Here is a 21,485-nt window from a genome sequence, read left to right as displayed (position 1 = left end):
GCCACCGGTCACCGCGTCCGGTCCTCCTCGTGCTCGTCCTCCGGGCCACTCTGGTCCTGCGGGTCCTGCAATACCTGCGCGGCGGCGAGCGCCGCCCGCGGTCCCGGGCCGACGCGCTCGTCGGCCCGCAGGTGCCGCACATCGCCGACGCCCACGACGGTGGTGCCGCCTCCCGCGAGGTCGACGAGCAGCCCGCCGTGAGCGTCGAGCGCTCGGGCCGTGCCGTGCAGCGGCGCCGGGGTCTCCCCCGACGGCCCGTCGGCCCCCAGGGGGTCGACCCGCACCGCGCGCCCCAGTGTGAGGCACGTCATACTGTAGCGGTCCGCGAGGCCGCTCGCGTCCGCGTCCCCCTGGGCGGACTCGAGGGCGCAGAGCTCGTCGTGCAGGGCGGCGGCGAGGGCTCGCCCCAGCTCGTCGACCAGGGCCTCCGTCGCGATCGGATCCGCCTCCGGGTCCGCGGCGGATCCGCCTCCTGCGCCGTCGGGCTCCGCCGCGGGGCGCAGGCCGCCCGGGCCGCGCAGCCACGCGGTGCCGGGCACCTCGGCGCCCTCGGCGTCCCGCACCGGACCCCGCACGTTGATCCCGATGCCGATCAGCACATGGTCGGTGCCGTGCCCCTCGACGAGGATCCCGCCGAGCTTGCGCCCGTCGGCCGTGTGCAGATCGTTGGGCCACTTGAGGCCCAGCGCCACGGGAGCCGCCGCCCCGTCGTCGGCCCCCGGGCCGCCTCCGGACCCGGCCCCCGCGCCGCCGACGCGCTCCACGGCGGTCAGCGCGGCGAGCCCCGCCAGGTGCGGGGTCCAGGTGCGCCGCGCGAACGGCAGGGTGGTGCGATGGACGTAGGTGAGATAGAGCCCCGCCACAGGGCTCACGAAGCGGCGACCGAGCCGGCCCCTCCCCGCCGTCTGCGCCGTGGCCGTCAGCGCGAAGGGCGCCCGCTCCCCCGCGCGCAACCGACGCAGGGCCTCGTCCTGGGTGGAGGAGACCTCGCCGAGGCGCAGCGGGACGGGAGCGGCGGATCGGGACAACGGGGCGGACCTCCGGATCGGGTGCGGCAGGACGGCCGACGCGGCCCGCCGCCCAGCGGCGCGGGAGCCATCGGTGGCGAGGGGTAGCGTAGTATCCCCGTGTTCTTCACCCCGATCTCGCGGCCGCTCCGGCCGTGGCAGGAGGCCCCGTGACCGACGCCCCGCGGCCGCTCACCACAGCTCAGCGACTCGCGGACCTCCGCGACCGGGATGCCGCGGCGGTCGCCGCGGCCGATGAGCTGGCGATCCAGAAGCAGCACGCCCGCGGCAAGAAGACGGCGCGCGAGCGCATCGCCGACCTGCTGGACGACGGCTCCTTCGTGGAGACCGACCGTTTCGTGCGCCACCAGGCCCACGCCTTCGGCATCGACGCGAAGCGCCCCGATGGCGACGGCATCGTCACCGGGCACGGCACCATCGACGGTCGCCAGGTGTGCGTCTACTCGCAGGACTTCACCGTCTTCGGCGGCTCGCTCGGCGAGGCCCACGGCCGCAAGATCCAGAAGATCCAGGACCTCGCGCTGCGCACCGGCGTGCCGATCATCGGGATCCTCGACGGCGGCGGCGCGCGCATCCAGGAGGGCGTCGCCTCACTCGCGATGTTCGCAGGCATCTTCAAGCGCAACACCCGCGCCTCGGGCGTCATCCCGCAGATATCGCTGATCATGGGGCCCGCCGCGGGAGGCGCCGTCTACTCCCCCGCGCTGACCGACATCATCGTGATGGTCGAGAAGACCTCGCACATGTTCATCACCGGCCCGGACGTGATCCGCACCGTCACCGGCGAGGACGTCGGCTTCGAGGAGCTCGGCGGGGCGCGCACCCACTCGACCCGCTCCGGCGTCGCCCACTACATGGCGCCCGACGAGGCCGAGGCGATCGAGTACGTCAAGGACCTGCTGAGCTACCTGCCCGCCAACACGCTCAGCCCCGCGCCGTCCTTCCCGGTGCGCTTCGACGAGGCCCCCACCGCGGCGGACACCGCGCTGAACACCCTCGTGCCGGACTCCCCGAACCAGCCCTACGACATGCTGACCGTGCTCCGCGCGGTGCTCGACGACGAGGAGTTCCTCGAGGTCCAGCCCCTGTTCGCGCGGAACCTGCTGGTGGGCTTCGGCCGCGTCGAGGGGCACAGCGTCGGCATCATCGCCAACCAGCCGAACCACCTCGCGGGCACCCTCGACATCGACGCCTCCGAGAAGGCGGCCCGCTTCGTGCGGCTCTGCGACGCCAACAACATCCCCGTGCTCACCTTCGTGGACGTCCCGGGCTTCCTGCCCGGCACGGACCAGGAGTACGGCGGCATCATCCGCCGCGGCGCCAAGCTGCTCTACGCCTACGCCGAGGCCACCGTCCCGCTGATCACGGTGATCACCCGGAAGGCCTACGGCGGCGCGTACATCGTGATGGGCTCCAAGGAGCTCGGCGCGGACGTCAACCTCGCCTGGCCCACCGCGCAGATCGCGGTGATGGGCTCCCAGGGCGCCGTGAACATCCTCCACCGCCAGTCGCTCAAGCGCACCGGCGAGGAGGGCGGGGACGTCGCCGCCGAGCGCGCCCGCCTCGAGGCCGAGTACGAGGAGCAGTTCGCGACGCCGTACACCGCCGCCGAGCGCGGCTGGATCGACGGGGTCATCGAGCCCTCGCAGACCCGCCTCGAGGTCGCGCGCGCCCTGCGCGCCCTGCGCACCAAGCGCGATGCGCTGCCCACCAAGAAGCACGGGAACATCCCGCTGTGACCGCTGCGGGACCAGCCATCGCCCTGGAGGCGTCAGGGGCATCGGAGGCGTCGGAGGCGTCGTCGGTCGATGCGCCCCGCGCGGACGTGCGGCTCGTCGCCGGGCGGCTCGAGCCGGCCGAGCTCGCGGCGATCGCCGTGGTGGTCTCCGCGATGAGCGTGACCAGCCGCCTCGAGGCGGAGGAGCGCTCGCTCGCCGTCGGCGGCGGCGCCGAGAGCGGTTGGGCCGCCCCCGTCCACACCCATGCCGGCGGCCATCGCGAGCGCCTGCACCCCTCGGCCTCCGCCTGGATGCTCGCGGACCGCTGAGCCGCCGCTGCGACGACCGGTGCGCGGCGGCCCCGGCCCCTAGACTCGCCACCATGTCACACCTCACGCCGGCCGCCGGCCGCACGCCCACCGCCCTGGACGCCCTCGCCGACGAGTACGTCGACCGCAGCGCCCGGCTCGATCCCTTCCTCGCCACGCAGATCGGCGTGAGCGGCCACGACCACGAGGTCACCGACTTCTCCCCCGCCGCCTTCGCCGAGCGCTCCGAGGCCGCCCGCACCCTGCTCGCCGCGATCGCCGAGGTCCCCGACGCGGACGCGACCGACGCGGTCACCCGGGCGGCCCTCACCGAGCGGCTCGGCCTCGAGCTCGAGCTGTCCGCCCGCCGCCTCGACGCCGCGACCGTCAACAACCTCGCTTCCCCGCTGCAGTCGCGGGACGTGCTGGACCTGATGCCGACCGAGACCGCCGAGGACTGGGAGGTGCTCGCCGAGCGCCTCACCGGGATGCCCCGCTCGATGGCCTCCTGGGCCGACTCGCTGCAGGAGGCGGCGGACCACGGCGTGCTCTCGGCGCGGCGGCAGCTGCTGCTGGGCGCCGAGCAGGCCCGCGGCTTCGCGGCCGACGGCGGGTTCTTCGACGAGTTCGCCGACCAGGCCGTCGGCGAGCAGCCGCTGCGGGACCGCGTGCGCGAGGCGGCGGACGCCGCGCGCGCCGGTTACCGCGAGCTCTCCGCGACCCTCGAGGAGCTCGCGCCGCGCGCCCCCGAGGCGGACGCCGTCGGCCGCGAGGCCTACCAGCTCTCCAGCCGGGTCTTCCTCGGCACCGAGATCGACATCGAGGAGACCTACGCCTGGGGCGTCGAGCAGCTGCGCGCGATCGTCGCCGAGCAGGAGGAGGTCGCCGCGCGGCTGAACGAGCGCTACGGCACCGGCGGCGGCCGCTCGGTCGAGGCCGCGAAGGAGGCCCTGAACGCCGATCCGGAGCGGATCCTGCACGGCACCGAGGCGCTGCAGCAGTGGATGCAGGAGCTCTCGGATCGCGCGATCGCCGACCTCGCCGGGACCCGCTTCGACATCCCCGAGCCGCTGCACCGGCTCGAGTGCCGCATCGCGACCACCGGATCGGGCGGCATCTACTACACCGGCCCCAGCGAGGACCTCACCCGGCCCGGTCGGATGTGGTGGGACGTCCCCGCGGGCACGACCGAGTTCCGCACCTGGCAGGAGACCACCACCGTCTACCACGAGGGCGTGCCGGGCCATCACCTGCAGGTCGGCGTCCAGACCCTCCAGGCGCAGCAGCTGAACCGCTGGCGCGCGCTGATGTGCTGGGTCTCGGGGCACGGCGAGGGCTGGGCCCTGTACTCCGAGCGCCTCATGGAGCAGCTCGGATACCTCGAGGACGACGGCGACCGCCTCGGCATGCTCGACGCCCAGCGGCTGCGCGCCGGCCGCGTGGTCCTCGACATCGGTCTGCACAACGGCCTGGCGATGCCGGAGGGCGTGCCGGGATCCGCCGGCGGGGCCTGGGACTACGAGAAGGCCTGGGACTTCATGAGCGCCCACTGGGGCATCGGCGAGGCGGAGCAGCGCTTCGAGCTGCACCGCTATCTCGGCTGGCCCGGTCAGGCGCCGTCCTACAAGATCGGGCAGCGCGTCTGGGAGGAGCTGCGGGACCACGCCCTCGCGGGGTCGACGGAGGATCCCGAGCAGACCCTGCGCGACTTCCACCGTCGGGCGCTCGAGCTCGGCAGCCTGCCCCTGTCCGTCCTCCAGGAGGCCCTGCGATGACCCACGTCGGAGCCCCGCTCGACCACGATCCGCTGCTGCTGCTCGCCTCCGCCTCGGCGGGACGGCGGGCGACCCTCGCCGCCGCCCGTATCGAGCACGGCACCCTCCCGGTCGATCTCGACGAGGACGCGCTGCTGGATTCCGCGCGGACGGCGGCCGCGCTGACCGGCGACGCGCTGAGCCCCGCCGAGCAGGTCCTGCTGCTCGCTCGCGCGAAGGCCGAGGAGGCGACCCGTCGCAGCGAGGGCGGCTACGTGGTGCTCGGCTGCGACTCGATGCTCGAGCTCGACAGCGAGGTGATCGGCAAGCCGCACACCGCCGAGCGGGCGCGCGAGCGCTGGCGGGCCATGCGCGGCCGCACCGGCGTGCTCCACTCCGGTCACTGGCTCGTGGACGACCGCGACGAGGAGGACGGCGGGACCGGTGCGACCTTCGGCGCGACCGCGAGCTGCTCGGTCTCCTTCGCGCAGCTCACCGACGAGGAGATCGACGCGTACGTCGCGACCGGGGAGCCGCTCGGCGTCGCAGGCGGTTTCACGATCGATGGCCTGGCCGGTCCGTTCATCGAGGGCGTCGACGGGGACCCGCACGCCGTCGTGGGCCTGTCCCTGCCGCTGCTGCGCCGGCTGCTCACCGAGATCGGCCTGGGGGTCCACGAGCTGTGGGAGGACGGAGCGCTGACGGCCGACGGAGCGGGTGCGGTGGACGTCGAGGACACCGCGGCCCCGGAGGACCCGACGGCGGAGCCGTCCGCGCCCTGAGGACGCTCGGTACTACACTCGATCTCTGCTGACTCCCGGAAGGATCCCTCTCCCCATGGCCTCACGCTCCGCCAAGCCCCGCCCGCTGTCCACGGTGCTCATCGCCAATCGTGGAGAGATCGCGGTGCGCGTCGCGCGGGCCTGCCGAGACGCCGGTCTCCGCTCCGTGGCGGTCTACGCCGAGCCGGACCGTGACGCGCTGCACACCGTCATCGCCGACGAGGCCTATGCGCTCGGCGGCACCACCGCCGCGAGCTCGTACCTGGTGATCGACAAGATCCTCGACATCGCGCACCGCTCGGGGGCCGATGCGATCCACCCCGGCTACGGCTTCCTCTCCGAGCGCGCCGACTTCGCGCAGGCCGTGATCGACGCGGGACTGACCTGGATCGGTCCCAGCCCGGAGGCGATCGAGAAGCTCGGGGACAAGGTCTCCGCCCGCCACATCGCGCAGAAGGCGGGGGCCCCGCTCGTCGCCGGCACCAAGGATCCGGTGCAGTCCTCCGACGAGGTCGTCGACTTCGCCCGCGAGCACGGGCTGCCCATCGCGATTAAGGCGGCCTTCGGCGGCGGCGGCCGCGGTCTGAAGGTCGCCCGCGAGGAATCCGAGGTGCGCGAGCTGTTCGACTCGGCCGTGCGCGAGGCCGTCGCCGCCTTCGGCCGCGGCGAGTGCTTCGTCGAGCGGTACCTCGACTCCCCCCGTCACGTCGAGACCCAGTGCCTCGCGGACATGCACGGCAACGTGCAGGTGGTCTCCACCCGTGACTGCTCCCTCCAGCGCCGTCACCAGAAGCTGGTCGAGGAGGCGCCCGCGCCCTTCCTCACCCCGCAGCAGAACGCCCAGCTGATCTCCTCCTCGAAGGCGATCCTGCGCGAGGCGGGCTACGTGGGCGCCGGCACCTGCGAGTTCCTCGTCGGCGCCGACGGCACCATCTCCTTCCTCGAGGTGAACACCCGCCTTCAGGTCGAGCATCCCGTGACCGAGGAGGTCGCCGGAGTCGACCTGGTGCGCGAGCAGCTGCGGATCGCCGCCGGCGAGCGCATCGCGGACACCGACCCGGCGGTGCGCGGCCACTCCTTCGAATTCCGCATCAACGGCGAGGACCCGGGCCGCGGCTTCATGCCCGCCCCCGGTCGCATCCAGCGCTTCGACGCCCCCTCCGGCCCTGGCGTCCGCGTCGAGACCGGTGTGCGCGCGGGCGACGAGGTCTCCGGCGCCTTCGACTCGATGCTCGCCAAGCTCGTGATCACCGGGGCGACCCGCCAGGAGGCGCTCGAGCGCTCGCGGCGCGCGCTGGCCGAGTTCCGCATCGACGGCATCCCCACGGTGCTCCCCTTCCACCGCGCGGTGGTCGAGGATCCCGCTTTCGCCCCGGAGGATCCGACCGAGCCCTTCTCCGTCCACACCCGCTGGATCGAGACCGAGTTCGCGGGCGACCTGCCGGCCGCCCCGCTGCCGGCCCAGCCCGAGGAGGCCGAGGACCGGGAGTCCGTGGTCGTCGAGGTCGACGGCCGACGGGTCGAGATCTCGCTGCCCGCCTCGCTCCGCGCTCCGCAGGCCGCGGTCCGCTCGCGTCGCAAGCCCGCCCGCCGCGGCGGTGCGGAGGCGGTCGCGAGCGGCAACAGCGTCGCCGCCCCGATGCAGGGCACGATCGTGAAGATCGTCGCCGAGGAAGGTCAGCACGTCGCCGACGGTGACCTGCTGGTCGTGCTCGAGGCGATGAAGATGGAGCAGCCGCTGACCGCCCACCGCTCGGGCGTCGTGACCGGGCTGTCCGCGGAGATCGGGGCGACCGTCTCCGCCGGCGCCGTGCTCTGCACCATCGAGGACTGATCTGCCCCGCCCCTCGGGGTGACGGCGCCCCGTCCCTGGTGGCTGCGCCCCGCCCCCGGCTCCGCCTCTGCGCTCAGCCCTCGGCCTCCACGCGGCGGGCGACCTCGGCCAGGGATCCGGTGAGCGAGGGGTACACCGTGAAGGTCCCCGCCACCTGTTCGGCGGTGAGCCGGTGCGCGACCGCAAGGGTGAAGGGCATGATCAGCTCGCTCGCGCGCGGAGCGACCACCACCGCCCCGAGCACGGTGTGCGATCCGGGACGCACCACGAGCTTCACGAAGCCCTCCGCCAGGCCCTGCATCTTCGCGCGCGGGTTCGTCTCGAGGCCCAGCACGAGCACCTCGCCCGCGACCTCCCCGGACGCCACCTCGGCCTCGCTCACCCCCACCACGGCGATCTCGGGGCTGGTGAAGATCGCGGAGGAGACCTGCGCGGCGACGAGCGGGCTGACCGCGTCGCCGAGGGCGTGGTGCATCGCGATCCGCCCCTGCATCGCCGCGACCGAGGCGAGCGGGTACACGCCCGTGCAGTCCCCGGCGGCGTAGATCCCGCGCACCGAGGTGCGGGAGACACGGTCCGTCTCGATGTGGCCGCTCGGCCGGAGCCGCACCCCGGCGGTCTCGAGGCCGAGCCCCTCCGTGCGCGGCACGCCGCCGAGGGCCATGAGGGCGTGGCTGCCGCGGATCTCCTCCCCCGAGGTGAGGGTGACCACGACCTCCTCCCCCTCGCGGCGGGCGGCCGCGGCGCGGGACCGCGAGCGCAGCTCGACCCCGCGGCGGGCGAAGGCGTCCTCGAGGACGTCCGCGGCGTCGGCGTCCGTGCCGGGCAGCACCTGGTCGCGGGAGGAGACGAGGGTGACCCGGCTGCCGAGCGCCCGGTAGGCGCTCGCGAACTCGGCTCCGGTCACCCCGGAGCCGACCACGATCAGATGCTCGGGCAGGGCTCCGAGCTCGTAGAGCTGGGTCCAGTTGAGGATCAGCTCCCCGTCGCAGGGTGCCTCGCCGAGCTCCCGCGGGCGGGCGCCGACGGCGAGGAGCACGACATCGGCCCCGATCTCCTCGACGACCGCGCCATCACCGGCGCCGTCGCCAGGGCCGTCGAGGGCCTGCACCCGATCGGGTGCCGCGAGGCGCCCGCGCCGCGGCAGGATCCGCACCCCGGCGGCGCGCAGGCTCGCGGTGATGTCGGCGGACTGGGAGGCGGCGAGGCGGCGCACCCGCTCGTTGACGGCGCCCAGGTCGACGGTCAGCGTCTCGGCGGTCGGCGCGGAGCCGTCGTCGGCGTCGCGGATCCCGAGCCGCGCCGAGTCGGCGACCTGGTCGAGCACCTCGGCCGTGGCGATGAGGGTCTTCGACGGCACGACATCGGTGAGGACCGCGGCGCCGCCGATGCCCCGCTCCTCGAGCAGGGTCACCTCCGCTCCGGCACGGGCCGCGACGAGCGCCGCCTCATACCCTCCCGGACCTCCGCCGAGGATCACCACCCGGCTGCGATCGCCCTGCATGGGCACGCGGTGCGGATCGGACGGGAGGGCGGTTCCGGGGTCGCTCACCCTCGACATTGTGGTTCATGCGCGCCGCTCAGGGGGCCGTTCGGGGGACCTGCGCTAGTTTGTGCCCATGACTGCTGCCACTGCCACCACCGACCCGTATCAGCTCGCCCGGGAGGCGGCCGCCGCGATCGCCGACGCCTCCGGCGTCCCGGCCCATGACGTCGCCCTCGTGCTCGGTTCCGGTTGGGCGGGCGCGGCCGATCTCCTCGGCGAGACCGTCTGGCAGGCCGACGCCACCTCGATCCCCGGCTTCCGCGCCCCGGCCGTCGCGGGCCATGTGGGCACCCTCCGCTCCGTCCGGGTCGAGGGCAACGGCGCCCACGCCCTGGTGCTCGGTGCCCGCACTCACTACTACGAGGGCGCCGGTGTCGAGGCGACCGTGCACGGCGTCCGCACCGCGGCCGCAGCAGGGGCGCGCACGATGGTGCTGACCAACGGCTGCGGCGGCATCGACCCGTCCTGGGCCCCGGGCACCCCGGTCCTGATCGCCGACCAGATCAACTTCACGGGCGACTCCCCGCTGCGGGGCGCGAACTTCGTGGACGTCACCGACCTCTACACCCCGGCTCTGCGCGATCTCGCCCGGGAGGTCGATCCGAGCCTCGACGAGGGCGTGTACATGCAGTTCCGCGGCCCGTCCTACGAGACCCCCGCCGAGGTGCGGATGGCGCGCACGATGGGGGCGACGCTCGTGGGCATGTCCACGGCGCTCGAGGCGATCGCCGCCCGCGAGGCCGGCATGGACGTGCTCGGCATCTCGCTGGTCACGAACCTCGCCGCAGGCATCAGCGCCCAGGCGCTCAGCCACGAGGAGGTGCTCGAGGCCGGTCGTGACGCGGGCCCGCGCATCTCCCGCCTGCTCGCGGAGACGGTGCGCCGCCTGCCCGTCGAGGGGCCGAGCGCATGAACCAGATGCCCGGCGCCGCCCCCGGTGACGCGGACGCCCCGGCCGTCCTCGACGCGGAGCTGCGCCGCCGCGCCGAGGAGTGGCTCGAGGACGATCCGGATCCCGGCACCCGCGCGGCGCTCGCCTCGCTGCTCGAGCAGGCCGTCGGCGGGCGCGCGGAGGCGATCGACGAGCTCGAGGACGCCTTCTCCGGGGACCTCGAGTTCGGCACCGCCGGGCTCCGCGGCCGCATGGGCCCGGGCCCGCTGCGGATGAACCACTCCGTGGTCGCCCGCGCGGCGCGGGGCCTCGCCGACCATCTCCTCGGCGATCTCGGTCTCGAGGATCCGCTCGTGGTGATCGGCTTCGACGCCCGTCACGGGTCGGAGGCCTTCGCCCGCCGCTCGGCGGCGATCCTCGTCGCGGCGGGCTGCCGGGTGCGCCTGCTCGAGCGGTACGGCCCGACCCCGCTGATCGCGTTCGCCGTGCGCCATCTCGCGGCCGACGCCGGGATCGTCGTGACCGCCTCCCACAATCCGCCGGCGGACAACGGCTACAAGGTCTATCTCGGCGGGCGCGCCGCGGCGGCCGACGGGCGGGGTGTGCAGATCGTGCCGCCCTCGGACGCGCAGATCGCCGCGCGGATCCGAGCCGTCGGCCCCGTCATCGCGATCCCCCACGCCGCGGACGGCTGGGAGGCGCTCGGCGAGGAGCTGCGCGAGGACTACCTCGCCGCGATCAGCGCGCTCCCGGACCCGGCGGGCCCCCGGGAGGTGCGGATCGTGCACACGGCGATGCACGGCGTCGGCACCGAGACCGCGCTCGCGGCGCTGCACCGCACCGGATTCACCGAGGTTCACCCGGTCGCGAAGCAGGCCGATCCGGACCCGGACTTCCCCACCGTCGCCTTCCCGAACCCGGAGGAGCCGGGGGCGATCGATCTCGCCCTCGAGCTCGCCCGCACCCTCGAGGCGGACGTCGTGATCGCCAACGACCCCGACGCCGACCGCTGCGCCGGCGCCGTGCTCGACCCGCACCTCGGCGACTGGCGGATGCTCACGGGCGACGAGCTCGGCGTGCTGCTCGGCGACCACCTGATCCGCCGCCACGGGTACGCGGGGACGATCGCGAGCTCGGTCGTCTCGAGCCGCTGGCTGGGACGGATCGCCGCGGCCTCCGGGCTCGAGGCCGCAACCACGCTCACCGGTTTCAAGTGGATCGCCCGCGCCCCGGGGATCGTCTTCGGCTACGAGGAGGCGATCGGCTACTGCGTGCTGCCGGAGGTGGTGCGCGACAAGGACGGACTCTCCGCGGCGCTGATGGTCGCCGAGATGGCGGCGCTCGCCCGCGCCGAGGGCACCACGCTGATCGGCCGCCTCGACGAACTCGCCCGCGAGCACGGCCTGTTCGCGACCGCGCAGCTGTCCCTGCGGGTCACCGAGCTGTCCGAGCGGAACGTGATGATGGCGCGGTTGCGGTCCGCGCCGCCGTCGATCCTCGCGGGCTCCGACGTCGCCTCGGTGCAGGACCTCGCGGACGGCTCCCTCGAGCGCACCGGTCTGCCGCCGACCGACGGGGTGCTGCTCGCCACGGCCGACGACGCGCGCGTGATCGTCCGCCCCTCCGGCACGGAACCGAAGCTGAAGGCCTATCTCGAGGTGCACGAGGAGGTCCCCGCGGGGGCCGATGGCGCCGCGCTCGGCGCGGTGCGCCGCCGCGCCGCCGAGCATCTCGAGCAGATCCGGCAGGACATGCGCCGGGCACTCACCGGCGCCTGACCAGGTCTCGCGTCCGTCCCGGACTCCGGGGCGGGCGCGACGACGCTCAGCCTCGTGCGCGCCGCCGCGCCCGGCGGGCTGAGGCCAGGGACGCGGCCGCGACGCCGAGGGCGAGCGCGGTGACGACGCCGGCGGCCACCAGCAGCCAGCCGACGGGGATCCCCGCGATGGTGACGGTCTCGGTGACGGTGTAGGTGGGCACGAAGTAGTCGGCCTGTGGATCGGGGGCGAAGACGAAGTCCTCCGTGAAGGACTCGGGATCGCCGGAGATCGCGAACTCGGTGACGATCCGATGCCGGGTCGGATCCTCCCGGCCGTCGCTCACCTCCGCGTCCGCCGCACCGGTCAGCTCCCGCAGCGTCTCGTCGCTCCACACCCATCCCTCCCAGGCGGGGTCCGCGATCCACGGCCGCTCGACGCGCTGCCCGGCGGCGGAGGCGTCGGTGCGCCCCATCGGCTCGTCGGAGAGGACGAACAGTGAGAGGTCCTGGCGCTGCGTCGCCGCCTGGGAGAGGCGCATCGGGTAGATCAGCTCATCGCTCGGGAAGTCGATGCGAAGCGGCTCCACCTCGCCGGCGAGCTCGGCATCGGCCGCATAGCGGACGGCGGTGAAGACCCATCCCTCCTCGGCATAGGGATCCAACAGCGCGGAGACAGCCGGGGCGAGCTCGTAGCCGTTCTCCGCGAGCCAGGTGCGCACCCCGTCGGCCCCGCCCTCGAGCACCGCGACCTGGTAGTCGCCGACGCGCGCCTGCTCGTGCACGGTGACGCCGCTGCCTCCCGGAGGCGCGCCGCCCTCGCCGCTGCCCGCCCCGGCGAGGAAGGGGTTCTCGCCCCACACGTCGTACTCGACGTCCTCGCGCGGCGCGGTAGCGGCCTGCATCTCGCGCAGGGTGCCGGAGGAGGCGGTGCTCACCTCGGGCACGGCGGGAGTGGGCAGCAGGAGCGTCGAGCCGGTGCGGGTGCCGTCCAGGGCGAGGCCCATGACGATCGTCTCGACGCCGTCCTCGAGGGACAGGATCGCCGTCTCGCGGAGCACGTTCGCGCCGGTGCGCTGGTCCGCAGGATCGATGAAGGCCCCGCAGGCGCAGGCCCCGGCGGGGTTCACGGCGCCCAGCAGGAGCTGGGCGAGCACGAGGACTCCGGTGAGGGCCACGGCGAGGAGCCGCCGCCTCCCTCGTCCGTCCCCGTCGGTCGGTCGGCTGCGCTCGGTCATCACGATCCCCCTCGTGGTCCCCTGCCCGGGCGCCCCCTCGGCGCTCGGTCCCTGCTCGCGAACCGGCCGACGTCCCCCCCCTCCGACCGGCCCGCGCCCTGCTCAGTACCCGGTGCCGGTGCCGCCCTCGAGGATGGCCTTCGAGGACGACAGGCCGAGCCGGCTCGCGCCCGCGGCAACCATCGCCTCGGCCGCCTCGCGGGTGCGGATCCCGCCGGAGGCCTTGACGCCCAGGCGGTCGCCGACGGTCTCGCGCATGAGCCGCACCGCGTGCTCGCTCGCGCCGCCCGCGGGGTGGAATCCGGTGGAGGTCTTCACGAAGTCGGCGCCAGCGGCCTCGGCGGCCCGGGACACGCCGACGATCTGCTCGTCGGTCAGGGCGGCGGACTCGATGATCACCTTGAGCACGACCGGCGCGGGCGCCGCCTCGCGCACGGCGCGGATCTCGGCCTCGACGGCGTCGAACGCGCCGGCCCGGGCGAGGCCGACGTTCAGGACCATGTCGATCTCGTCGGCGCCCTTCGCGGCGGAGTCCGCGGCCTCGGCGGCCTTGATCGCGGGGGCGTGCTGTCCGGACGGGAAACCGCATACGGTCGCGACCTTCACGGTGGTCTCGACCGGGAGCATCGAGGGCGAGACGCAGATCGAGTAGGTGCCGAGCTGCTCGGCCTCGCGGGCTAGCGCGTCGACGTCGGCGCGGGTCGCCTCAGGCTTGAGCAAGGTGTGGTCGATGAGCTGTGCCAGCTGGGCGTTCTCGAGAGCGGTCATGGAGGAATCCTGCCACGCGCCGCAGGTGACGCACACCGCTCCCGAACCTCTCTACCTATCTGATAGGTTCTGGGGCATCCGGCGCGATGCGGCCCTCGCTCGCGCTCCCCCGCGACAAGGAGAACGCGTCGATGACGACGTCCCCGCACCCGGCTCCCGCCTCCCCCGGCGGCACCCCGTCGGGCACCCCCTCCGCCACCGTCCTCGCCCAGGGCGTGGACCCGTACGTGGTCGACGGAACGCAGATCGCCGAGCCGCCGACCACCCTGCGCGGCCGACTCCGCTTCCTCGGCCCCGGCATGATCACCTCCGCCGCCGTGGTCGGCTCCGGCGAGCTGCTGACCGCCACCGCGCTTGGCGCGACGGTCGGTTTCATGCTGCTGTGGCTCGTGCTCGTCTCCACCTTCCTCAAGGTGTGGGTGCAGATCGAGCTGGCTCGCTGGTCGATCTCCACCGGCCGCACCGCCGTCGACGGCTACGACGACGTGCCCCCGCGGATCGGACGCCGCGGCTGGATCTCCTGGCTGCAGCTGCTGATGTTCCTGCAGTTCTTCATCGGCCAGGCGGGCGTGATCAGCGCCTCGGCCTTCGCCTTCTCGACCCTGCTGCCGATCGGCGGCGAGCCCTACTCGCTGCTGTCCATCGGCGTCTGGGTCGCGGCGCTGGTGATCATGGCGATCGCCATCCACTCGCTGAACCGCTACGCCGTGGTCGAGCGGATCTCGACCGTTCTGGTCATGGCCGTGACCGTCTTCGCGATCGTCATGGTGTTCCTGCTGCAGGCCACCGAGTTCGCCTGGACCGCCGGCGACATCGCGGGCGGCATGCGCTTCCAGGTCGCGGCCGGCGCGATCGGCGTGGCCATCGCGATGTTCGGCATGACCGGCGTCGGCGCCGGCGAGACCACCGCCTACACCTACTGGGTCGTCGAGAAGGGCTACGCCGCCTGGGCGGGGCCGAACGACGGCACCGACTCCTGGGTCTCCCGCGCCAAGGGCTGGATCTCCGTGATGAAGGTCGACGCCTGGGTCTCCTGGATCATCTACACCGCCTCGACCGCCGCCTTCTACATACTCGGCGCCGCCGTGCTGCATCCGCAGGGCCTCGTCCCCGAGGGCACCGACGTGATGGTGACGATCTCCTCGATCTTCGACTCCGCGGTCGGCACCTGGGGCGGTGTGCTCTTCCTGATCGGCGCGGGCCTGGCCCTGTTCAAGACGATCCTCGCCAACGTGCCGAGCCTCGGCCGGATCACCGGCCAGACCCTCGCCGTCTTCGGCGCCTACGACTGGAAGGACCAGATCGCGCGCGATCGCTGGCAGCGGATCATCATGATCGTGCTGCCGATCGGCTGGGGCCTGCTCGGCACGATCGCCTCCTCGCCGCTGCTGCTGGTGATCATCGCCGGCATCCTCAACGCCGTGTACCTCATCGGGGCGGCCATCGCGACCGTGTACCTCGCCCGCACCCAGACCGATCCGCGGATCCGCGACGGGCGGCCCACCGAGGTGATGCTGTGGATCTCCGCGGCGGCGATCATCGCGGTGGGTGTGATCGGATTGGTCAATGCCCTCTGATCACTCCGCCGCGCCGGCGGATCGTCCCGCCGCGCCGGCAGGTCCCGCCGCCGTGCCCGAACCGGGGAGCGCCTCCCGTGGGTCCGACCTCGGCCACTCCGCCCTGCGCTATCTCACCGCCCCCGCCGATCCGGACCCCGCGGCGCTCGGCCGCGAGACCCTCGTGGGCCGTGCCCGCCAGGCCGTCCTCGACCTGATCGACGAAGAGGGCCTCGGGACCGGGGACCCGCTCCCCTCCGTCGGCGCCCTCGCCGAGCGCTTCGCGGTCTCCCGGGCCGTGGTGCGCGAGGCGCTCAGCGCGCTCGACGCCCTCGGCATCGTGGAGATCTCCAACGGCCGCGCCGCCCGGGTGCGGCCCCCGGACGGCTCGCTGGTGCGCTTCTCGATCGCGCGCACCCTCCGCACCGCACCCGGGGAGGGCTTCGCCGCCCTCATGGACGTGCGCGCCCCCCTCGAGGTGCGCGCCGCCGTGCTGGCGGCCCGTCGCGTCGCCGCGGGAGGCGTCGACGCGGGCGAGCTCGATGCGCTGCGGACGCTGCTCGCGCAGATGGAGGGTGCCCTCGGCGACTCCGCGGAGTATCCGCGCCTCGACCTGCGCCTGCACACCCTGATCGCCGAGCTCGCCGCGAGCCCCGCCCTGCAGGGCGTGCTCGAGGCGGTCTCCACCCCGCTCTTCCGCGCCATGCGGGAGCTGCGCGTGACCCGTGAGGCGCGCGGCCTGGTCGGCGCCGAGCACGCCGAGCACGGCCGCATCGTCACCGCGATCCTCGCCGGCGACGCCGAGGCGGCGAGCGCCGCCATGGCCGAGCACATGGCCGCCGTCGAAGCCTTCGACGACGCCCTCCGCACCTCCGCCACCCGCTGAAAGGACACCCCATGCGAGCCCTCGAGATCCGTTCCCCCGGCGAGCTCCGCCTGGTCGACCGCGAGGAGAGCGCCCCCGGCCCCGGCCAGGTGCGGCTCTCGGTCGAGTTCGGCGGCATCTGCGGCTCCGACCTCGCCTACTGGCGGAGCGGCGTCTCCGGCACCGCGGTCATGCAGCGCCCCTTCGTGCTCGGCCATGAGATCTCGGGCCGGATCACCGAGCTCGGTGCGGGCGTCACGGGGCTCGAGGTCGGTCAGGGCGTCACCGTCCACCCGGCCCGCACCCACTCGCCGCTCCCGGCCGGTCTCGAGGGGCGCGAGAACCTCCACCCCGATCTCACCTACTTCGGCTCGGCCGCCCAGGACCCCCACACCGACGGCGGCTTCGCCCAGTCGCTCGTGGTCGACGCGGACCAGATCGTTCCGCTCCCGGCCGGGCTGAGCATCCGTCGCGCCGTGCTCGCCGAGCCGCTCGGCGTCGCGATGCACGCCGTCCGCCGCGCGGGGGACGTGGCCGGGAAGCACGTGCTCGTCTCAGGCTGCGGGCCCGTCGGCCTGCTCGTGATCCTCGCCGCCCGCGACGCCGGCGCCGCGCACATCACCGCCGTCGACCTCTCCGAGACCGCCCGGGAGCGGGCCCTCGCCCTCGGCGCGGACAGGGCCGGCGACACCACCGACGGGATGGATCCCGCGATCTCCGTGGCCTTCGAGGCCTCCGGCGCGCCCGCCTCCCTCGACGGGATCCTGCGGCACATCGCCCGTGCCGCGACCGTGGTGCAGGTCGGGAACCTGCCGCCCACCCCGGTCAGCGTGGCCCTCGGCCCGATCGTCTCCAAGGAGCTCGACTACCGCGGCACCTACCGCTTCGTGACCGAGATCGAGGACGCCGTCGAGCTGCTCGCCCGCAGCGAGGTCGCCGAGCAGGTGATCAGCGACGAGTTCGCCCTCGAGGACGCCGAGGCCGCTTTCACGGCCGCTGCCGGACGCGGCTCGAGCAAGGTCGTGCTGACCTTCGCCTGAGCCGAGGCGTCCCCCACCCCGCGGGCCCGTCGACACCGCCGGCGGGCCCGTAGACTTCTGGCCCATGACCGGCCCCTCCGCCCCGCCCCGTCCGCCGCGCCGCATCGTCCTCGTCGCCGGCCCCTCGGGCAGCGGCAAGGGGGTCATGGCGCGCCGGGCGGGACTGCCCACGGTGCCGCTCGACGACTTCTACCGCGACCACGACGATCCCGGACTCCCCCGCCGCTTCGGCATCGTGGACTGGGACGATCCCGCCTCCTGGAACGCGGGAGCGGCGCTCGAGGCGCTCACGGCCCTCGCCCATGACGGCGTGGCGGACGTTCCCGAGTACTCGATCCCCCTCTCGCGCCGTACCGGCACGACATCCCTCGCGGCGGTCGACGCCGAGCTGATCATCGCCGAGGGCATCTTCGCGGCCGAGCTGGTCCGCCCCCTGCGCGCGATGGGGCTGCTGGCCGATGCGATCGTCCTGCATCGCCCCACCCCGGTGGTCTTCGCGCTGCGCCTCACCCGGGACCTCCGTGAGGGGCGCAAGCCGCCGCTGACGCTGCTGCGGCGCGGCGTCGCCCTGGCCCGCGAGCAGCACGCGGACATCGCCGGCTGGCGCGCCGCGGGCATGCGCCCGGTGGGGCTGCGCCGGGGAACGCAGTTGCTGCGCCTTCTCGCCGCCCTCACCGCCGCGGAACGCTGCCAGCGCCAAGCCGGCGACGCCGGGACGCTGCTGCGCATCACCGCCGTCGCCTTCCTCCGCGAGGGCGCCCGGGGCGAGGAGATCCTCGCGGTGCGCAAACGCGGCACCGGCTCCTACATGCAGGTGGGCGGCAAGCTCGAGCCGGCCGAGGGTGCGCTCGAGGCGGCCGTGCGCGAGGTCGGCGAGGAGCTCGGGGTCGTCCTGGACCCTGCCGGGCTGGAGCTGCTCGGCGACTTCGAGGCGGTCGCGGCGAACGAGCCGGGAACGCGCGTGCGTTCGACGGTCTTCGTGTGCCGGCAGGCGCTGCCGGAGCCGCTCACCGTGCGGGCCGAGCTCGCCGACCACCGCTGGTTCCCGCTGGCGGAGTCGGAGGCGGGCGTCCGCCTCGCACCGCTCATGACCGAGCACATCGTCCCGGCTCTTCTCGACAGCGGCGCCCGCACCGCCCGCGGCTGAGGAGCACCGCGCGCGCCCGAGGTCAGGCGATGCGGTCCAGCACGATCCGCCGCGCCGGGAGCGCGGTGCCGGGGGCGGCGAGGGTCCAGGAACCCTCGATCGCCTCGAGCGCCCGGCGCACCCGCTCCGGGGTGTCGGTGTGCAGACGGGCCAGCACGTCACCGGCCCGCACCTCCTCCCCGAGATGCTTCTCGATCTCGACGCCGGCAGCGGCCTGCACCGCCTCGCCGGGGCGGGAGCGGCCGGCGCCGAGACGCCACGCGGCGACGCCCACACCCATCGCGTCCAGACTCGTGACCACGCCGTCCTCGGTGGCACGCAGCTCCTCGACGTGCCGCGCCTCGGGCAGCGGGGCGTCCACGTCCCCGCCCTGGGCGGCGATCATCGCGCGCCAGGAGTCCATGGCCCGGCCGTCCTGGAGCGCTCGCTCCACGTCGGCGTCCCGGACCCCGGCGGCCTCGAGCATCTCGCGGGCCAGCGCCACGGTCAGCTCGACGACGTCGGCCGGGCCGCCGCCGGCGAGCACCTCGAGGGACTCGCGCACCTCGAGGCCGTTGCCGGCGGTGCGGCCGAGCGGCGCGGACATGTCGGTGAGCAGGGCGACGGTGCGCACGCCCGCGTCGGTGCCGAGGTCGACCATGGTGCGGGCGAGCTCGCGGGCGTCGGCCTCGTCGCGCATGAAGGCGCCGGCGCCGGTCTTCACGTCGAGCGTCAGGGCGGCGGTGCCCTCGGCGATCTTCTTGGACATGATCGAGCTGGCGATCAGCGGGATCGCCTCGACGGTCCCGGTGACGTCCCGCAGCGCGTAGAGCTTCTTGTCCGCCGGGGCGAGGCCCGAGCCCGCCGCGCAGATCACGGCGCCGACCTCCGCGAGCTGGCGCATCATCTCGTCGTTGCTGAGGGAGGCGCGCCAGCCGGGGATCGCCTCGAGCTTGTCGAGGGTGCCGCCGGTGTGTCCGAGCCCGCGCCCGGACAGCTGCGGCACCGCGACCCCGAACGAGGCGACCAGCGGGGCGAGCGGCAGGGTGATCTTGTCCCCCACCCCGCCGGTGGAGTGCTTGTCGGTGGTGGGCTTGGCGAGGGCGGAGAAGTCCATGCGCTCGCCGCTCGCGATCATCGCGGCGGTCCAGCGGGCGATCTCCTCCCGCTCCATCCCGTTCAGGAACACGGCCATCGCGAGGGCGGCCATCTGCTCCTCGGCGACTACGCCGCGGGTATACGCGTCGATCACCCAGTCGATCTGCTCGGGGCTGAGCCGCTGCCGGTCGCGCTTGGTGCGGATCACGTCGACGGCGTCGAAGGGCTCGACGGCGGGGGCGGGCGTGGTGGGGGTCATGGGCTCCTCCTCGGGAGGGTCAGGGGGCGAGGTCGGCGGGGCCGAAGGGGTGCGGGAGCACCTCGTCCATGCTCCGTCGGCCCTCGGGGGTGAGGATCACGAGACCCGTGCCCGCATGCTCGGAGAGCAGCTGGCGGCAGCGACCGCAGGGCATCACGACCTGGCGCTCCTCCCGGGCGAGGTGCTCGTCGCCGCCGACGCAGACGAAGCGCGCTAGCTTCCCCCCGCCGCCGGCGATCAGCTCGCTGATCAGTCCGCACTCGGCGCAGAGGGTGACGCCGTACCCGGCGTTCTCGACGTTGCAGCCGCGCACGAGCCGGCCGTCCTCGGTGACCGCGGCCGCGCCCACCCGGTAGCGGGAGTACGGGGTGTAGGCGCGCTCGGCGATCTCCCGGGCGGCCTCGAGCAGGGTCGCGAACTCGTCGTCTGCCGGGGGGTGCGTGCTGGTCATGTCCCCGATGTTCTCACCTGCGGCGCTCATCGGGCTCACTGCTTGATGTACGGCTCGCCGTCGGCGGCGGGGACCCGCACGCGGCCCACCACGCCCGCGACCGCGAACAGCGCGACCACATACGGAAGCATGAGCAGGAAGTCGCCGGGGATCGAGACCCCGCCCTCGGCGGCGGTCATCGTGCCCAGACGCAGCTGCAGCGAGTCGGCGAACGCGAAGGTGAGGGCCGCGAGGAGCGCACCGACGGGGTGGTACCGGCCGAGGATCATGGCGGCGAGGGCGATGTAGCCCTTGCCCGCGCTCATGTCCTCGCCGAAGGCGACGCCCGTGCCGATGGTGAGGGTCGCCCCGCCGAGGCCGGCGACCGCGGCGCCCAGCAGGACGTTCTTCCAGCGGGTGAGGTTCACGGGGATGCCCACGGTGTCCGCGGCCTTGGGGTGCTCGCCGACGGCGCGGACCCGCAGGCCCCAGCGGGTGCGGAAGAGGGCCACGGTGAGCAGCGCGACGATGACCCACATCAGGTAGACCAGGATGTTCTGCTCGAAGAGAACGCGACCGATCACGGGGATGTCCGCGAGCAGCGGGATGCGCAGCACGGGCAGGCGCAGCGCGGCGTTGAAGGTCCCCGGGTTGTCGCGCATCACGGTGCCGAAGAAGAACGAGGTCACGCCGAGGGCGAGGACGTTGAGGACCACGCCCACGATGATCTGCTGGACGTGATAGCCGACGGCGAAGAGTGCGAGCAGCGCACCCATCATCAGGGCTACGAGCGGGGCGGCGATCAGACCGGCCCACACGTTGCCGGTGAGGGAGCCGACGAGGGTCGCCCCGAAGGCCCCGAAGAGCAGCTGCCCCTCGATGGCGATGTTGACGACGCCGGCCCGCTCGGAGAGCACGCCGGAGAGGGCACCGAAGGCGAGCGGGACCGCCAGCACGATCGTGCTCTGCAGCAACGTCGTCACGTCGAGCGCCCGCTCCGAGATCACCCAGGTCATGAACGCCAGCACCCAGGCCACGGCGAACATGGCGATAAGGGCGAGGCGCAGCGTCCGCGGCGGCCGGGCGCGCAGCGCCTGGAGCGCCCACAGGCCGGCGGAGGCGGCGAGCGCCAGGACGGCGAGGAGGATCGCGGCGAGCTGGGAGGGGACGGTGATGCGCTCGGGCACGAGACCCAGCGGGTTCAGGTCCGTCTCGCGGGCCAGGGCGAAGGTCGACTCGGTGCCGGGGAGACCGCGCAGCCCGAAGAGGATCAGCGCGATCAGCCCCAGCACGGTCAGGCTCGCGGGCAGGTGCCACCAGCTGGAGGAGCGGGTCTCGTCCTGCGGCTTCTCGACGACGGAGTCGTCGGCGACGATCACGGGTGCGGTGCTCATCACGCGTCCTCCTGCGCATCGGTGGGGTCCGCGCCGCGCTCGGGCGCGGGGGCGGGTCCGGCGGACGGCGCGTCGCCGCCTCCGCCGGAAGGG

General features: G+C 74.0%; 18 protein-coding genes. 11 read left to right on the top strand and 7 right to left on the bottom strand.

Going from position 1 to position 21,485, the window contains the following annotated elements; translation table 11 throughout:
- Nucleotides 1-8: 8 nt before the first annotated feature.
- Nucleotides 9-1,028, bottom strand: a complete 1,020-nt coding sequence (locus tag ACZCAH_RS14715) for a biotin--[acetyl-CoA-carboxylase] ligase (protein ID WP_464341794.1) — start codon at nucleotides 1,026-1,028, stop codon at nucleotides 9-11.
- Between the two features lie 149 nt (nucleotides 1,029-1,177).
- Here ACZCAH_RS14715 and ACZCAH_RS14710 point away from each other — a divergent pair, with 149 nt between their 5' ends.
- From ACZCAH_RS14710 to ACZCAH_RS14690, 5 genes are read left to right on the top strand one after another with little or no spacing between them, the layout of a single operon-like run.
- Complete coding sequence (locus ACZCAH_RS14710; protein WP_464341793.1) at nucleotides 1,178-2,767, top strand: acyl-CoA carboxylase subunit beta; 1,590 nt, start codon at nucleotides 1,178-1,180, stop codon at nucleotides 2,765-2,767.
- Entirely contained in the window at nucleotides 2,764-3,075 is a 312-nt protein-coding gene (locus ACZCAH_RS14705; RefSeq protein WP_329747819.1) for an acyl-CoA carboxylase epsilon subunit, read from the top strand. The genes ACZCAH_RS14710 and ACZCAH_RS14705 overlap by 4 nt, the downstream gene beginning before the upstream one ends.
- A gap of 53 nt (nucleotides 3,076-3,128) precedes the next feature.
- Nucleotides 3,129-4,829, top strand: coding sequence for a DUF885 domain-containing protein (locus ACZCAH_RS14700; protein ID WP_464341792.1), 1,701 nt, complete (start codon nucleotides 3,129-3,131; stop codon nucleotides 4,827-4,829).
- Nucleotides 4,826-5,590, top strand: coding sequence for a Maf family protein (locus ACZCAH_RS14695; RefSeq protein ID WP_464341791.1), 765 nt, complete (start codon nucleotides 4,826-4,828; stop codon nucleotides 5,588-5,590). The genes ACZCAH_RS14700 and ACZCAH_RS14695 overlap by 4 nt, the downstream gene beginning before the upstream one ends.
- Before the next feature lie 55 nt (nucleotides 5,591-5,645).
- Nucleotides 5,646-7,424 (top strand): acetyl/propionyl/methylcrotonyl-CoA carboxylase subunit alpha, encoded by a 1,779-nt coding sequence (locus tag ACZCAH_RS14690; protein WP_464341790.1) that lies wholly within the window; start codon nucleotides 5,646-5,648, stop codon nucleotides 7,422-7,424.
- Between the two features lie 73 nt (nucleotides 7,425-7,497).
- Here the strand turns inward: ACZCAH_RS14690 and ACZCAH_RS14685 are convergent, their stop codons facing one another.
- Nucleotides 7,498-8,976, bottom strand: coding sequence for an NAD(P)H-quinone dehydrogenase (locus ACZCAH_RS14685; protein WP_464341789.1), 1,479 nt, complete (start codon nucleotides 8,974-8,976; stop codon nucleotides 7,498-7,500).
- Between the two features lie 67 nt (nucleotides 8,977-9,043).
- On the opposite strand from ACZCAH_RS14685, the gene ACZCAH_RS14680 reads away from it, so the two are divergent.
- Together ACZCAH_RS14680 and ACZCAH_RS14675 are read left to right on the top strand one after the other, a co-directional pair.
- A complete protein-coding gene (locus tag ACZCAH_RS14680; RefSeq protein WP_464341788.1) occupies nucleotides 9,044-9,883 on the top strand; it encodes a purine-nucleoside phosphorylase in 840 nt (279 codons plus the stop codon).
- Nucleotides 9,884-9,888: 5 nt separating this feature from the next.
- Nucleotides 9,889-11,640, top strand: coding sequence for a phospho-sugar mutase (locus ACZCAH_RS14675; RefSeq protein ID WP_464341800.1), 1,752 nt, complete (start codon nucleotides 9,889-9,891; stop codon nucleotides 11,638-11,640).
- Nucleotides 11,641-11,686: 46 nt separating this feature from the next.
- Here the strand turns inward: ACZCAH_RS14675 and ACZCAH_RS14670 are convergent, their stop codons facing one another.
- Both ACZCAH_RS14670 and deoC read right to left on the bottom strand, forming a co-directional pair.
- Entirely contained in the window at nucleotides 11,687-12,856 is a 1,170-nt protein-coding gene (locus tag ACZCAH_RS14670; RefSeq protein ID WP_464341787.1) for a DUF2330 domain-containing protein, read from the bottom strand.
- A 102-nt stretch (nucleotides 12,857-12,958) separates the two neighbouring features.
- A complete protein-coding gene (gene deoC / locus ACZCAH_RS14665) occupies nucleotides 12,959-13,624 on the bottom strand; it encodes a deoxyribose-phosphate aldolase (RefSeq protein WP_464341786.1) in 666 nt (221 codons plus the stop codon).
- 131 nt (nucleotides 13,625-13,755) lie between these two features.
- On the opposite strand from deoC, the gene ACZCAH_RS14660 reads away from it, so the two are divergent.
- From ACZCAH_RS14660 to ACZCAH_RS14645, 4 genes are all read left to right on the top strand, one after another.
- Nucleotides 13,756-15,201, top strand: coding sequence for an Nramp family divalent metal transporter (locus ACZCAH_RS14660; protein ID WP_464341785.1), 1,446 nt, complete (start codon nucleotides 13,756-13,758; stop codon nucleotides 15,199-15,201).
- Nucleotides 15,191-16,066: a FadR/GntR family transcriptional regulator gene (locus tag ACZCAH_RS14655; protein WP_464341784.1), complete on the top strand. Its 876-nt coding sequence runs from the start codon at nucleotides 15,191-15,193 to the stop codon at nucleotides 16,064-16,066. The genes ACZCAH_RS14660 and ACZCAH_RS14655 overlap by 11 nt, the downstream gene beginning before the upstream one ends.
- A gap of 11 nt (nucleotides 16,067-16,077) precedes the next feature.
- Nucleotides 16,078-17,085 (top strand): L-idonate 5-dehydrogenase, encoded by a 1,008-nt coding sequence (locus ACZCAH_RS14650; protein ID WP_464341783.1) that lies wholly within the window; start codon nucleotides 16,078-16,080, stop codon nucleotides 17,083-17,085.
- Between the two features lie 64 nt (nucleotides 17,086-17,149).
- On the top strand, nucleotides 17,150-18,232 hold the full coding sequence (locus tag ACZCAH_RS14645) for an NUDIX domain-containing protein (RefSeq protein ID WP_464341782.1): 1,083 nt from the start codon (nucleotides 17,150-17,152) through the stop codon (nucleotides 18,230-18,232).
- Between the two features lie 22 nt (nucleotides 18,233-18,254).
- On the opposite strand, the gene ACZCAH_RS14640 is transcribed toward ACZCAH_RS14645, so the two are convergent.
- Genes ACZCAH_RS14640 through ACZCAH_RS14630 form a run of 3 tightly spaced genes read right to left on the bottom strand, consistent with a single transcriptional unit; the run spans nucleotide 18,255 to nucleotide 21,392 of the window.
- Nucleotides 18,255-19,568 carry a thymidine phosphorylase gene (locus tag ACZCAH_RS14640; protein WP_464341781.1) on the bottom strand — a complete coding sequence of 438 codons (1,314 nt, stop codon included), beginning with the start codon at nucleotides 19,566-19,568 and terminating at the stop codon, nucleotides 18,255-18,257.
- A 19-nt stretch (nucleotides 19,569-19,587) separates the two neighbouring features.
- Nucleotides 19,588-20,049, bottom strand: coding sequence for a cytidine deaminase (locus ACZCAH_RS14635; protein WP_464341780.1), 462 nt, complete (start codon nucleotides 20,047-20,049; stop codon nucleotides 19,588-19,590).
- 5 nt (nucleotides 20,050-20,054) lie between these two features.
- Nucleotides 20,055-21,392, bottom strand: coding sequence for an ABC transporter permease (locus ACZCAH_RS14630; RefSeq protein ID WP_464341799.1), 1,338 nt, complete (start codon nucleotides 21,390-21,392; stop codon nucleotides 20,055-20,057).
- Nucleotides 21,393-21,485 lie beyond the last annotated feature (93 nt).

It is taken from the genome of Brachybacterium sp. B718/18 (genome assembly GCF_055454375.1).
This window is presented reverse-complemented; position numbering and strand designations above follow the sequence as displayed.